This window comes from Eximiradius proteiniborus (assembly GCF_058546985.1).
This window is the reverse complement of record NZ_CM178592.1, coordinates 2,026,631-2,040,459: the sequence shown is the minus strand read 5'-3', so window position 1 is coordinate 2,040,459 and position 13,829 is coordinate 2,026,631. Positions and strand designations below refer to the sequence as shown.

The following is a 13,829-nucleotide window of genomic DNA, read 5'->3' as shown; positions in this document are numbered from 1 at the left end:
TATGAAAATAGAATTTTTAGGAAATATTATTCTTCGAGGCAAAATAGAATGCCTAACGGGACTGCACATAGGCGGTTCGAAAGATAAACTTGAAATTGGCGGTGTCGATTCGCCCGTAATTCGCGACCCATTTACGCAGTATCCTTATATTCCAGGTTCATCGCTTAAAGGAAAGATGAGGACGCTGCTTGCGTATCATCTTGGTAAAGCGGACATAGACCCTCCTGAGAAGAAAAATTTCGATAGCAATTCATCATTGCAGCGAATATTTGGTGTGCCCGCCGAAGTAGCGCCCAAAGAAGAAGCAATTGGACCAACTCGATTGATTGTCCGCGATGCTCACCCCGACCAGGAAACAGTAATGATGTGGAAAAACCTTGATTCAGAATTGATGTATACGGAATACAAGCCGGAGAACACGATTAATAAAATCACTTCCGCTGCCAATCCAAGATTTCTCGAACGTGTTGTAAAAGGTTCGTGCTTCAATTTTGAGATGATTTTTGGCGTCTATAAGCTGGACAATTGCGAAAAACAAGATATTGATTTCTTCAAAGATTTATTATTATCGATGAAACTACTCGAACACAACACACTTGGCGGAAGTGGATCGCGCGGTTATGGCAAAATAAGTTTCAAACTCGAAGAACCATACGTTCTGACAAGAGCAGATTATCTGAAACCAGATGAGCGATTTAAGAATTCGCTTAAAGATATCGATGTAACATTTGATAAAGATAAATATTTGCGTTTATCTGATTTTACTGATGAGAAATTAGCGGGAATTATGAACAAATTCAAAAATTTGTAAAATGAAGATAGTATATTTATATCCAAAAACGTCTTTCTCAAGAATATATGATGCCGACTTTCTTTTCGGCATAACTCTCACGGTGATGAGATATTTGAAAGGCGAAGAATTCACTCGCTCGGTTGTCGAGAGCTTCGAAGCGGGTTCGCCCCCATTTCTTTTCTCTAATTGCTTTGTATTCAACAAGATAGACAGCCGCAAGCGAATTTATTTTCCAAAACCGAAGTTGCCAACTGATGAAAAAGAAATTGAAACAATAAAAGAATACAGCAAAACAAAAGAGTTTAAGTCGTTGAGATATTTGGATTTGGAAACTTTCAGCAGATTGATTAAGGGAGAAATTACCATTCAAGATATTTTCGAGATATTTGTAAACTCGAAGGAGAAGCTCGCTCAACCGCAAATTAGGGAAGTTTCCGTTCCGCACGTTCAAATAAATCGGCTGACAAATTCATCAGAGGAAGAACATTTTTATCATACAGATGATTTATTTATAGATAATGGTGGGCTGTATTTCCTATTTGAAGGTGATTTCTCGCTTGTAGAGCCCGTGTTCAATTTTTTAAATCATTACGGGCTTGGGCGCGATGCCTCCACTGGTCGAGGGCAATTTAGTTACGAAGTCGACGAAATTGTACTGGAAGAACCATCAGATGCTAATGCATTTATTAATCTTTCGTGCTATTACCCGACTGCTGACGAGATAAAGTATTATCAGGAACACACAAAATTATTGTTCTACGAGCTCGAAACGAAAGAAGGAAAAATATTCAGCAACAATTATTCGTGGAATGTATTCCGCAAGAAACCAGTAAGCTACTTTGCTGCGGGTTCGGTCTTCCCAATCATAAACGGTAAGAAACACTACGGAAGCATAAAAGAAGTTGCGACAGCAGATAATATTTCAATAAAATTCAATGGTCTGTCCTTCCCAATTAAAATAAAAATTCGGGGATAATAAAATGAACACAGAAAGCAATAAGTTTAGAATTACAACACTTACTCCAATTGCAATTTCCAGTGGAGAACAAATAGATAGCTTCGAGTATTTAATTCAAGGAAATTACTTTTATCGGCTAAAAACTGACGAAATATTGAGCTACGTAATCAAGGAAGTGCCGCAATCAATAAATAAAATATCGGAATGGGTCGAAACAAAAGATGAAAAACTCAATAATCAATCAAGTTCCAATTTGAAAAAGAAGGGAACATACAAGCTCAATATTTTCGATTTTATCTCCAATCATCTCAATAGAAAGGACTTAGAACATACAATTCGCCAGAAGATAAAAGAAGGTAAATTTATTAGATACAAAATGCCTACAAACGAACCAAACGTTTCAAAGCTTGTCAATTCACACATTAAAACAGCAGATAATAAAATTTATATCCCCGGCACAACTATTAAAGGTATAATTCGGACAGCAATATTGAATGAGTATTTTTATAAAGTATTCACAGACAAAGAATTTGCTTCGGAAAAAATCGAAATCCTTGATAAATTAAAATCAGAATTGAGAGAATGTAAAAGTCAAGATAATAAAAAGAAAAAGGACGCAAAAAATTTTTTCGAAGATGAAATTAATGAAATATTCAACTACACAACAAAAAAATATGATGCAAAATACGATTTGATGAAGTTTGTTCGTGTGAGCGACACAAATTGCCGATTGCCCGAGGAAGTTTGCGAACTGGTTTTGCCAAAAACTTTGACTGCAAAAGGCACTGCACAAGGGCAGCTAAATGCACTCGAAGTGATTAAGAAAGGCGTTTCGTTCGATTTTACTATAGATTTCGATATTGAATTTTTGCGAGCAGTCGAGAAATCAATTGATAATAAGCAAGAAAGAGATATGTTTTATAGCAAATTGGAGAACTTGTTTGGAATAAGCAAGAAAAATATGAATGAATTAAGTAATAGCTTAATAGTCGAGATGTTTTCAGAAAACATTATGGATTATTTGAACAACTATCTTGTTGGAATTGAAAAACTTGATGATGGATTTTACGATAGATATCCTAAAAATTCAAAGAAATTAATTTTCCCAAAGATTGGCGATAAAGATATTGCCACAAAAATCGGATGGGGTGGCGGTTTCCACAGCAAAACTGTTTTGTTTAACATACTTGATGAAATTTCACAGAACAATGGTGAAATTAAGAAAATATACGAGGAAATTTTTGATTTATTTAGAATAGGTCAAACACCTGGGAAAAATGCAAAGCCAAAAAAGGTAGATTTGCATAAATTCCCCACTTCTCGCAAAGTGTCTGAAATAAATAATTATTATGAACATTTAGGATGGATAAAAATTGAACAATTGTGGTAAAATCAAGTTTAATGTTGTCAGTACTGAAAAAAACTATCAAATATTGGATATTAAGATTTCCGAAGACGGAGTGATAGAACCTGCTTTGCTCAAAAGCGTCAAGTTGCCACAAGAATTGCGTACCGATCTGGGAGTGATTATCAACGGGAAAGCGCCGATATGGCTTTATGCTTTTCTGGTGCACGAACTTCACCCTTTTGCGTGGGTTGCTACATTCGACCCAAGGATTGGAGCGATAATTGTAGAAAATCACGTTGCAAATGGGAAAAGCGTGGGCGACACTATTGCCTCGGTTGAGGAAATCACTCAATATATTAAACACGAAACAAATCAATCAAGCAAGAAACGCAAGGAAAAGCAAAAGTTAGAAAAATTAATAACAGTCGTCGGTGGTCCGCCACATAGTGGGAAAAGCGTGTTTATCCAGGCACTGAGAGAAAAAATCAGAGCAATGAAGCCCGAAAGATTTTATGAGGATTTTTTTATCATTCGCGCTTGCCCTGATGGAGAAGGCGATTGGTTCGGAGAAATTCCGGAAAATCAAGGCAAGGTGTTCCGCTATAAAGGCGAGTTTACTGATGAATTTGCAAGTAAAATGGCGCGTTTCATTGAAAATACGGCAAAATCGAAAAAAGTTGTGCTGGTTGATGTTGGCGGTCGTTTAGACAGGAAAAATTTGACAATTTTTTCGAATTGCAATAGCGGAATAATAGTTTCTCGCGACAAAGACGAAGCAAAGAAGTGGAATGGAACGTTCGAACTATGCGAGCTTGAAACACTCGCATTAATCCACACAGTTCAGAACGGAGAGAACAAAACTATTTCTGCTGAAAGAAGGGAATTTGTATTGACAGACTTAGACAGAAGTAACATAAAGAATATAGTAATTCCTGATGAATTAGTTGAAATATTTATGGAGCATCTAACTTGAAAAACACTCTATTTCTAATTCTTGGGACAGGGCAGAATGTTTTGCGAAGCATAGACAGCCGCAATTATAGGCGAACGAAATATTATCTGCCATCGAGCAAAAGCGATGAATACGTCGAATCTCCATTTGTCGGCGAAGCAATCATAAAGCTTAGCCCAAAGAAATTTCAGGAAGTGCATATTTTTGGGACTTCGTCGTCGATGTGGGAAACTTTGTTTGTTCACACTATCCCGGAAGAAACAGACAAAGAACATCTTCTCAAAGAATTCTCATTGATATGGAAATCAGTGGAAGACAGCAGCATAGGCGAAAAGCCGGAAGTAATTGAAGCATTGAACCGTCGATTGACAGATTACTTCGAAATTCCCACTTATTGCCACATTATTGAAATTGGGGAAAACGTAGAACAGCTGTGGTCGATTTTCAATAAAATTTTGCATCTCGATATAAAAAGTTCTACCGTATCGTTCGATATTACACACGGATTGAGGTATCAACCATTTTTCTTTCTGTTCAGCTTATTCTATTTTAATGCGATTACGAATGGAAAAGTAAAGTTGGGAAGCATCTACTATGGTGCATTAGAGCTAATGAACGACCCGAAACACAACGGACGAGCACCAATTTTTGAGTTTAATCTATTCACAGAGCTGAATAAATGGGTAACTGCCGCCGAAGTATTACGCAAATACAAAGACCCCGAGCAAATTGCTCAGCTACTGAAAAGGTACAAAAGCACAGAAGAATTAAGTAAGTTAATAGAAGACTTTTCGTCTGCGTTCAGCGTGAATTCTTTTACTAAAATCATCGAGCTTTCGAAAGAAATTTCCCAAAAGATTGACGCTGTAAAAGAACCACCCAAACCATTTCTTTACGTTAAGCCAATAATCAAAGAGTTTGCAGACGAGATAAACAATGGGAAAACAAACGTTGAGAAAATACTGAAAGTCGCACGCCAGCAACAGCGAAACCACAATTACTCACTTGCAGTAATTGCCGCTTACGAAGCAGTTATCGAGGCTTTTTGCACTCAGAAGAAGATAAAAGACAAGGTTGAGGCAAACGAAAAACTCTCAAAATTATTAGAAAAGAACGATGATTTGCTTGTTGAACCAATTAACAATTTTAAAGAGAAGCTCATTGAACTGAAAAAAATACGTAATAACATAGCCCATCTGGATAGGAAAGGGAAATTCGAACTGAACAAAGATAGTATAAGAAATCTGGTAAACTTTTTTCACGATAATTTATTAAACGCAAAATTTAGATAGTTGCTTATTTTGCAACTTCGAGCATACCGAAGCCAAGCGAATTTTTCTCGCCGAGTCCGGCATCGTAAATCAGTCGGTGGATAGTTTCATCACTTTGAATATAAAGTGGCAAAAGAAATCCTTTTATTTTTGCAGAATTTGCTTTGCCTACTTTCACATTGATTAATCTCATTACCTCCGAGACGTCGCCTTTTTTCGACAAATAATCTTCATCGAAAGCAATATCTATTGCATAAGGGCACTTTTCTCTATAAATGGCTTCGTATTTTCTCACAATATTGTTTCGCAGGACTTCGATTGTTCTGCTGTCGGACGGGTCGAGATATATTACTCTATCCTGATTGTTTTTTATGGAAGCAACTGTTGGCGAAAGCATAATGTATTTAGTATTATGCTCAAAACGAGGATAAGGAAGAATATTAACTCTAACAATCTTTACCTTTGTGCCAACTTGTTTATTGCCAAGGTATAATCCTTCGGAATTTTCCATAATTCCAGAAACAAAGTTTGTGAGGACGCTTTCGTCGATAGGTGTGCTAAATATGAGCTTAAAATTGCCCGAAGCTTTGATTACGTCCCCCTGTATTTCTTTTTCGTGGAAAAATAACCTGGAAAAATTGAAGAATTTAAATCTTTTCCCACCATCAAGACTAAAGCCACGCGAGTGCAACCAATTGGAAAACTTTGGACCACTCAAAGACATAATATAATAAATCATAGAGCTTAATTCATAGTTATAATTTGTTGGAAGCAGGAAAATATTCCGTTCGGGCTTGAAAGCGATAGAAATTCTCATAGCAAAATAAGAAAAATCGATGATAATAAACTACAATTTACATTAGATTGGAATATTATAAAAGAGTTTTCTTATATAATTGCTAATTGCACTATTTGCAAAAAATTACCATATTTTTACTATATTTGTTGTTTTGTGATATATCATTGAAAAATTTATGGATAATAGAGAAAACAACAACATATATTTCCTGGTTTCAACTTTATTGATAATATTCGACCAGTCGACAAAACTAGCTGTGAAAGGGTTCAATCTGTTCGGTTGGCAACACGAAGGAATGTATTATGGCGAATCCATACCGATATGGGGGACATTTCTGCAACTTACATATATTGAAAATCCCGGTATGGCGTTCGGAATAGAATTCGGCTGGGGTAAGATATTTTTGAGTTTGTTCTCGATTTTTGCCTCAATTGCACTTGGTTACTACTTATACAAAATCACTTTCGCACACAAAGCAGTGAAAATTGGAATAAGCCTTGTGTTTGCGGGTGCGGTTGGAAATTTAATCGATAGAGTGTTTTACGGTGTATTCTATGGGACACAACCGCTATTTTACGGGCACGTGGTCGATTTCATTCAGGTAGATATTCCGGACATAAATTTTATGGGCATTCATTACACCCACTTCCCTATTTTCAATATTGCGGATAGTTGCGTTACTTGCGGAATTATTCTGCTTATTTTATTTCACAACAAATTACCTGGAATAAAGGAAATACTTGGGAAAAACACGCAAATAGAGGACTTGCAAAAGGAAAATGCAGGCGAACAATAATTATCCCGACAAAATTGAAACCGTTTATAAATTCAATATCACATCGGGTCAGAAGCCCGAACGCGTTGATGTATTCTTGACGCGGGCAATTGCCGGGGCAACCCGCAACCGTGTTCAGAAAGCCATAGATGCAGAATGCGTTCGTATTAACGGCAAGCCTGTCAAAGCAAGTCGAAAAATCCAGCCTGGGGACGAAGTCGAATGCGTTATTCTGAAATTGCCGCCTATTGAGCTTATTCCCGAGCCGATACCGATTGAAATAGTCTATGAAGATGAGCATCTTGTAGTGGTCAATAAGCAACGCGGGCTGGTTGTTCACCCGTCGATTGGGCACAGAAGCGGAACGCTTATCAATGCTTTGCTTTATCATTTTGGATTGCGAGACGCAATAAAACTTGAACTTGACGATGAAGACGAGGAAATTGAAAACGACGACGAACTCACAGACGAGCAAATTTTTGCAAGCGACGCTGTTCGCCCGGGATTAGTCCATAGAATTGACAAAGACACTTCCGGGCTACTTGTTGTTGCAAAAAATGCTGCTATACACGCAGAACTGTCCCGGCAATTTGCCGAAAAAACGACCGAACGCGAATATCAGGCAATAATCTGGGGCAATCCAAGGCAAGAGAAAGGAACAATAGTAGGCAATATAGGACGTTCGCCCAAAAATCGGAAGCTTTTCACTATTCTTCCAAAAGGTGGGAAATACGCAAAAACAGATTACGAAGTGCTTGAAAATTTTAAATACGTGTCGCTTGCCCGGTTTGTCTTGCACACGGGACGCACGCATCAAATACGCGTTCATTCGCACTATATCGGGCATCCCATTTTCGGGGATCCGACCTATGGCGGGACGTCTATTATATTTGGAGGAGAGAACCCAAAATTTCGTTCCAGAGCAGAAAAATGCCTGCAGATTGCAAACGAGCGTCAGATATTACATGCTAAAACGCTTGGGTTTTACCACCCAGCGTTGAAGCAATTTATGCGTTTCGATAGTGAACTTCCTGAGGACTTCCAGCAAATTCTGGAATTATTCAGGGAGGTAAGTTTTGATTATTGATTACGACAGTTTGGTAATTTAATTGTAAATTTACTTCCTTCGCCAAGTTTGCTTTCAGCAAAAATATCGCCATTCATTTTTTCAACAAATTCTTTGCAGATAACAAGTCCGAGCCCTGTTCCAACTTCTTTATTTGTTCCGAGCTTAGAATGAGTTTGATCTAATTTGAATAGGTTGTTTAAAGTCTCTTCGTCCATACCAATACCGTTGTCTTCGACTGTAATATAGGTAAATTCATCATCCATACGGCAACTTACAGAAATTTTCCCACCATAATTTGTGAATTTAACAGAATTGGAAAGTAGATTTCGAATAATCGTAGTAAGTAAATTATTATCGCAGCAAACAGATATGTCGCAATTTTCTGAGAAATTGAGAGTAATTTTTTTAACTGCTATTTGCGAGGATACATCGCTAGCTGCTAACTTAATAATATTCATCAAATTATGTTTATCAATATGGACAGAAAATTTATTTAACTGCGAACGAGACCACGTGAGCAGATTTTCGAGTAGCTTATACGTGTGAGATGAGGAATGCTCGATTTCATTAATAATATCTATAATATCTTCTTTGCTGAATTGCTCAATATTATCTTTAAGAATTTTAACAAGTTTATATTGGGCAGAGATAGGATTTATCAAATCGTGGGCAATAATGGAAAAGAATTTGTCTTTTGTAGAATTAAGCTGCTCTAATTTTTTTGTATATTCTTTTAGTTTTTCTTCTGCTTCGATACGACGATTTAATTCATCAATAGCCTGGTTTTTTATAATTCTATATTGCTTAACTTTATTGAACAAAGTAGCAACGTTTTCAATGGCTATGATGACATTATACAAACCAGTTTCATTAGTTGGAATTGACGAAAGAGTAACTGTTTGAGCCTGGTAGTTGCCTTCGGTGTCATTTATTGGGATGAAATACTCATTAAGCATTGGTGAAAGCACCATCGGAGGGCGCCCGGAAAGCATTAATTGCAATCTTGATTTATATTTTGGTGTTTGCAAATGTGGAAACAATTCAAATATATTTTTAAACATAATATCATCGCGTTGGATATTTGTCCACGCTTCGAGAGTTCTATTCCAGAAAATAATATTGAAATTATTATTAATAATGCAAATGCCAATTGGGATATGGTCGTAAGCAATGAGGGGATTTTCATAATAAACATCTTTGAGCATAGCATCACTGAGTAATGTTTAACTAATTTTATTAATATACTGGTCGATAATACTTACGAAGTATTGGAAGGAATGAATATTAAAGAAGAGGATAATATCGCCAGAGATTTTAAGCTCCTTAATTACAAATATTGCTTTTCCAAGAAGAACAACTTCATCGACAAATTTAAGCCGTTGTTCGAAAAATTCTTTTTTGTAGTTTTCAAAAAATACAGGCACATAGAATTCAAACTCGTGTTCGAGAGAATTACTGAAAGTGGCAAGAATAGCATTAAGAATAATATTCCCGATTTCTACCAAAGCGCCGGCTTTGATTTCGTCAAATTCGTATGAGTCGAGCACTTGTCGGGAGAACACATCAACTAATTTATTTGCACTTTCCTGCGAAAAGACAAGCTGCGAAATACCAGAAAAACTATTGTGAAATTCCATATTTACAGCTGAATAATCTTCTTTTCCCAGATCCTGTAATTCTTCTATAAGGCGGTCGGATGGAATTATTCTAATTTGGGGGATAGAAAGCTCAATCTCAACATTTAGAATATCGCTTAGAATATTGGTGCTTTCGTTTACTCCAATATTAAGAAGTTCAAGAATAGCTTCTTGTTGAATCAGCGTAAGATCGTAGTTCATAGCTAACCTCCGCAGGAAGAGAATGCTTTTTCGACAGCTTCGAACAAATCTTGTTCTGCAACTTGCTTTTTCAAAATGGCAACAACCCCAAGTTCATTGAATTTGTCTAAAATAGATTTCTGCTGGTTGGCAGAAATAACTATAATAGGAGTGTTAATGCCGATTTCACGTAAAATTTTGATTGTGGTAATTCCATTAATGCCCGGCATAAGGTAATCGACAAGAATGCAGTCAAATTGCTCGTTTTTTAGTAAATTAATAGCTTCTGTCCCACTACTTACTTCTTTGATCGAAGTAAATTTTTTTGATAGAATTTTTTTAATTGCCATCCGGGCAACTATGGAATCATCAACTATTAATATTTTTTTGTTGTTGTCCATAAAAAGCCTTTTATTTCTTTATTTCCCAATAAATTTCCTTACGCAATTTTTGAATATAGTCGTTATATATTTTCATTTTTTTATGGTCAAGGGCAATACTGTTAATATAATCATAATCCTGTTCAATAGTAGCGAAATGCTCCGGAATAGTTGCTTTTTTGTAAATAATATGGAAAGCAGGCTTATTTTGGACAACATTATACGAAAGAGGTTCCGAAATACCTCCATCTTTGAGTTTAGTAATTTGTTCACGAAAATTGGACGGAATTTCTTTTATTGGCAACCTACCAATAAGGCCTCCGAAACCTCGTGTTTCTTTATCGTCAGAGTGAAGGCGAGCAAGCTCAGGGAAATTATTATTTTCTATAGCAACCAAGCGAAGCGAGTCCAAAAATGCTCGAGTACGTTCATAGTCTTCTGTCGATTGCGAAATTTTAAATAAAATATGACGAGCGTGAATAGCATCCTTCTTTTTTTCAACCACTTGAATTAGATGAAACCCGAAAGGAGTTTCAACCGGGCGCGAAATATCGCCAGGTTCGAGCGAAAATGCCGCATTTTCAAACTCAGGGAAAAACTTACCACGAGCGACCCATCCCAAATCGCCCCCTTTCGATGAGGTGGCAAAATCCTGACTATAGCGGGCAGCAAAGCCTTCGAAATCACCCACTCGGAGAATGGAGTCCCTAACATTGCGAGCAAGTTCAAAAGTGCGTTTTTTTTCGTCAAGCCGGACATCAACGTTTTTTACAAGGTGATAGATTTCATAGGTTTCCGGCACTTTTGGTATAGAATCGCGATAAGATTTGTAGAATTCCTCAACTTCTTTCGGAGTAATTGAAACATTTCCAATAAGTTGCTGAACAAGATTAGCAGAAAGTAATTTATTGCGAATATCGTCGCGTAATTCAAATTTAATCCGATTTATCGATTTTTTATAAACCTGCTCCACCCGCTCTTCTGAACCGAATTGCTGAAGCAAGGTTTGCAGAAATGCCTGCCAACGAGCTTCGATTTGTTCATCGGTAACAACTATAGAATCTTCAATTGCCTTTGTGATAAGTAGTTTTTCGTTTATCAGGGCATCAAGTAGTTCTTGAAAAAGCTGAGGGTCGTTTGGATTAACACGTGGATCCTGCTGAGCCATCATAAGAAGTTGCCCCCGAACGTCGCTAAGCAAAATCACCTCGTTGCCAACAACTGCCAGCACTTTGTCCATTGTTTCTCCTCGGGTAAGCTGGCTATGCGCAAATTGTGAACTAATAAACAGAAAACATATTAACAACAGTATTTTTTTCATACAAAGCACAAAAATATTGAAAATAAATAGAATATAATTTATAACAAATAAATGATAAATTCAAATTTATGACGTATTAAAGCATAAAAAAGTCGAGAATAATTAATTATTTTTATTGTTTGCCAATAAATATTCCTGCACAGAGAATGGTTTAGCACCTTTCGACGGGGAAATTTTTTCGTAAGAACCGTCTGGGAGCAATCTCCAGGATTTAGTATTGTCTTTCCAGTAAAGATTGAGAAGTTCGATCAGTTGTTTTTTTATTTGAGTTTGATAAACGGGGAACATAATTTCAACTCTGCGGAGCAAGTTGCGTGTCATCCAGTCGGCACTGGACAGATAAACTTCTTCGTTGCCACCATTTTTGAAGTAAAACACGCGACTATGCTCTAAGAAGCGACCGAGAATAGACCGAACTTCGATATTTTCGCTAATGTTTGGAACGCCGGGTTTCAGACAGCAGACACCCCGACAAATCAGATGGATTTTGACACCTTTGGAAGATGCTTTGTAAAGTTCCGCAATAACTTCTTTTTGAGCAATTTGATTAAGTTTTGCAATAATAAGTCCGGGATTTTCAGGGGTATGAAGTTCAGCTTCGCGTCGAATCAAAAAGATCAATTTATTATGCAGATTAATCGGAGCAACAGAAAAATGTTTCCAATTGTCGTAGTGAGAATAACCTGTAAGGTAATTAAACAAATCAACAGCGTCATCGCCAAATTCATCGTTAGAGGTAAACATAGCAATGTCTGTATAGATGCGAGCAGTAACTTGGTTGTAATTCCCAGTGGAAAGGTGAAGATATTTTTTTAGTTTTCCACCTTCGCGACGCACAATCAGGGCAATTTTGCAGTGGGTTTTTAGTCCCGGAACTCCATAGACAACGTGAACACCTACATTTTCAAGTTCCTTTGCCCAGATAATATTGGATTCCTCGTCGAAACGAGCTTTAAGTTCAACGAAAGCAGTAACATATTTTCCGTTTTCGGCTGCACGTTTTAGAGCCTCGACTATAGCGGAGTATCGACCTGTTCGATAAAGAGTAATCTTGATGGCGAGGACGTCCGGATCGTCGGCAGCTTGATTTAAGAAACGCAAAGTGCTGTTTGTGAATGAATCGTATGGATGATGCACAAGCAGATCAGACTGGCGAATAGCTTCGAAAACACCTGGACCATCCTGCTTGAACTGTGGCAGGTCGCGTGTGGAAAACGGTTTATCTTTAATATCCTTAAGCTCAAGTTTGAGCAGTTCCATAAAATCAGGGAGATTTAGCGGACGGTTAAGATTATAGACGTCTGTTGGTTCCAAATCGAGTGATTTCATAAGAATGTTGGCAACAAAGTCAGGCATATTGGAATTAACTTCGAGACGCACAGCTGCGCCGCCCCAGCGGCGTTGTTTGACTTGTTCTGCGATTTCTGAAAGCAAATCTTCGGCTTCGTCTTCTGCTATTTCAATATCAGCATCGCGTGTTACACGAAAAGTGTTCGAGGAAAGTATAGTCATTCCGGGATAGAGTTGTTCAGCAAATGCACGAATAACCTGCTCGACCAGAATATAGTTGTGCTTGCGTTTGCCGTTGAGTGGGATAAATCTTGGCACAACAGAGGGAATTTGCAGAAACCCAATACGACGATCCTCATCGTCAGCTAAATTATCCTGAAAAGCAAAAGCAATATTAAGGCTACGATTAATCAGTCGCGGAAAAGGATTAGCCGGACCAAGAGTTAGCGGAGTAAGCACCGGCATTATATTTTCGCGGAAGTATTTCTCCAAATATGATTTATCTTTTTCATCAAGTTCGTCGAAACGATGGAAAACAACACCATATTTACGAAGTTCCGGCAATATTTCTTCGTTTAGCAATTGTTCCTGCATCTGGTATAGCGGAAGCAGAGCGGTACGAATTTCTGTTAGTTGCTCACGCGGAGTTTTGCCGTCGTAAGAGTATTCAATAACACCTTCGGCAATCTGGCTTTTAAGCCCAGCAACTCGTATCATAAAAAATTCGTCCAAATTGGAGCTAAAAATGCAGACAAATTTAAGACGTTCGAGCAGCGGGTGCTGATTGTCGGTGGCTTCGAACAGCACTTTTCGGTTAAATTCAATCAGGCTGAGTTCACGATTTATATAATATTGAGGAGCGAAATAATCTATTTTGTTTGTTTGAGCTTTGTTTGATTTATTCATTGTGCTTCCTACTAAATTGCAAATAAGTATATAAATTAATATTAATATTTCGAAAAATCAAGTAATTATAGGAATAAATTTACTCTTGCAAAAGAAATTTATTACAAGTAAATAATTATTATCATAATATAAAATAAGTATTTTTTCTGA

At 37.2% G+C, this 13,829-nt stretch carries 13 protein-coding genes; 7 read left to right on the top strand and 6 right to left on the bottom strand.

The features are described from left to right. Nucleotide 1 precedes the first annotated feature (1 nt). The 5 genes from csm3 to csx2 are packed head-to-tail and all read left to right on the top strand — an operon-like array spanning nucleotide 2 to nucleotide 5,343. Nucleotides 2-811 (top strand): type III-A CRISPR-associated RAMP protein Csm3, encoded by an 810-nt coding sequence (gene csm3 / locus ACY2LT_RS08510; protein WP_491815137.1) that lies wholly within the window; start codon nucleotides 2-4, stop codon nucleotides 809-811. A 1-nt stretch (nucleotide 812) separates the two neighbouring features. Continuing rightward, nucleotides 813-1,769 carry a type III-A CRISPR-associated RAMP protein Csm4 gene (gene csm4, locus ACY2LT_RS08505; protein ID WP_491815135.1) on the top strand — a complete coding sequence of 319 codons (957 nt, stop codon included), beginning with the start codon at nucleotides 813-815 and terminating at the stop codon, nucleotides 1,767-1,769. 4 nt (nucleotides 1,770-1,773) lie between these two features. Beyond that, nucleotides 1,774-3,141 (top strand): type III-A CRISPR-associated RAMP protein Csm5, encoded by a 1,368-nt coding sequence (gene csm5, locus ACY2LT_RS08500; protein WP_491815134.1) that lies wholly within the window; start codon nucleotides 1,774-1,776, stop codon nucleotides 3,139-3,141. Further along, complete coding sequence (gene crn3, locus ACY2LT_RS08495; RefSeq protein WP_491815133.1) at nucleotides 3,125-4,072, top strand: CRISPR-associated ring nuclease Crn3/Csx3; 948 nt, start codon at nucleotides 3,125-3,127, stop codon at nucleotides 4,070-4,072. The genes csm5 and crn3 overlap by 17 nt, the downstream gene beginning before the upstream one ends. Continuing rightward, nucleotides 4,069-5,343 carry a TIGR02221 family CRISPR-associated protein gene (csx2, locus tag ACY2LT_RS08490; RefSeq protein ID WP_491815132.1) on the top strand — a complete coding sequence of 425 codons (1,275 nt, stop codon included), beginning with the start codon at nucleotides 4,069-4,071 and terminating at the stop codon, nucleotides 5,341-5,343. The genes crn3 and csx2 overlap by 4 nt, the downstream gene beginning before the upstream one ends. 4 nt (nucleotides 5,344-5,347) lie before the next feature. Here csx2 and cas6 read toward each other — a convergent pair whose 3' ends face one another. Continuing rightward, nucleotides 5,348-6,139, bottom strand: a complete 792-nt coding sequence (cas6, locus tag ACY2LT_RS08485) for a CRISPR-associated endoribonuclease Cas6 (RefSeq protein WP_491815131.1) — start codon at nucleotides 6,137-6,139, stop codon at nucleotides 5,348-5,350. A gap of 157 nt (nucleotides 6,140-6,296) precedes the next feature. On the opposite strand from cas6, the gene lspA reads away from it, so the two are divergent. After that, nucleotides 6,297-6,917, top strand: a complete 621-nt coding sequence (lspA, locus tag ACY2LT_RS08480) for a signal peptidase II (protein ID WP_491815129.1) — start codon at nucleotides 6,297-6,299, stop codon at nucleotides 6,915-6,917. Then, a complete protein-coding gene (locus ACY2LT_RS08475) occupies nucleotides 6,901-7,983 on the top strand; it encodes an RluA family pseudouridine synthase (protein ID WP_491815127.1) in 1,083 nt (360 codons plus the stop codon). The genes lspA and ACY2LT_RS08475 overlap by 17 nt, the downstream gene beginning before the upstream one ends. On the opposite strand, the gene ACY2LT_RS08470 is transcribed toward ACY2LT_RS08475, so the two are convergent. The 5 genes from ACY2LT_RS08470 to ppk1 form a co-directional block, all read right to left on the bottom strand. After that, a complete protein-coding gene (locus ACY2LT_RS08470) occupies nucleotides 7,977-9,170 on the bottom strand; it encodes a sensor histidine kinase (RefSeq protein WP_491815126.1) in 1,194 nt (397 codons plus the stop codon). The two genes, ACY2LT_RS08475 and ACY2LT_RS08470, sit on opposite strands and share 7 nt — an antisense overlap. 18 nt (nucleotides 9,171-9,188) lie before the next feature. Continuing rightward, nucleotides 9,189-9,803: a hypothetical protein gene (locus tag ACY2LT_RS08465; protein WP_491815124.1), complete on the bottom strand. Its 615-nt coding sequence runs from the start codon at nucleotides 9,801-9,803 to the stop codon at nucleotides 9,189-9,191. 2 nt (nucleotides 9,804-9,805) lie between these two features. After that, nucleotides 9,806-10,183, bottom strand: coding sequence for a response regulator (locus tag ACY2LT_RS08460; protein ID WP_491815122.1), 378 nt, complete (start codon nucleotides 10,181-10,183; stop codon nucleotides 9,806-9,808). 10 nt (nucleotides 10,184-10,193) lie between these two features. After that, nucleotides 10,194-11,402, bottom strand: coding sequence for a peptidylprolyl isomerase (locus ACY2LT_RS08455; RefSeq protein ID WP_491815121.1), 1,209 nt, complete (start codon nucleotides 11,400-11,402; stop codon nucleotides 10,194-10,196). 183 nt (nucleotides 11,403-11,585) lie between these two features. After that, entirely contained in the window at nucleotides 11,586-13,679 is a 2,094-nt protein-coding gene (ppk1, locus tag ACY2LT_RS08450) for a polyphosphate kinase 1 (RefSeq protein WP_491815120.1), read from the bottom strand. Nucleotides 13,680-13,829: the final 150 nt, after the last annotated feature.

Excerpts from the sequence above, each read along its gene's own strand:
- csm3 (WP_491815137.1), top strand. The coding sequence starts at position 2 with ATGAAAATAGAATTTTTAGGAAATATTATTCTTCGAGGCAAAATAGAA.
- csm4 (WP_491815135.1), top strand. The coding sequence starts at position 813 with ATGAAGATAGTATATTTATATCCAAAAACGTCTTTCTCAAGAATATAT.
- csm5 (WP_491815134.1), top strand. The coding sequence starts at position 1,774 with ATGAACACAGAAAGCAATAAGTTTAGAATTACAACACTTACTCCAATT.
- cas6 (WP_491815131.1), bottom strand. The coding sequence starts at position 6,139 with ATGAGAATTTCTATCGCTTTCAAGCCCGAACGGAATATTTTCCTGCTT.
- lspA (WP_491815129.1), top strand. The coding sequence starts at position 6,297 with ATGGATAATAGAGAAAACAACAACATATATTTCCTGGTTTCAACTTTA.
- ACY2LT_RS08475 (WP_491815127.1), top strand. The coding sequence starts at position 6,901 with ATGCAGGCGAACAATAATTATCCCGACAAAATTGAAACCGTTTATAAA.
- ACY2LT_RS08470 (WP_491815126.1), bottom strand. The coding sequence starts at position 9,170 with ATGCTCAAAGATGTTTATTATGAAAATCCCCTCATTGCTTACGACCAT.
- ACY2LT_RS08465 (WP_491815124.1), bottom strand. The coding sequence starts at position 9,803 with ATGAACTACGATCTTACGCTGATTCAACAAGAAGCTATTCTTGAACTT.
- ACY2LT_RS08460 (WP_491815122.1), bottom strand. The coding sequence starts at position 10,183 with ATGGACAACAACAAAAAAATATTAATAGTTGATGATTCCATAGTTGCC.
- ACY2LT_RS08455 (WP_491815121.1), bottom strand. The coding sequence starts at position 11,402 with ATGGACAAAGTGCTGGCAGTTGTTGGCAACGAGGTGATTTTGCTTAGC.
- ppk1 (WP_491815120.1), bottom strand. The coding sequence starts at position 13,679 with ATGAATAAATCAAACAAAGCTCAAACAAACAAAATAGATTATTTCGCT.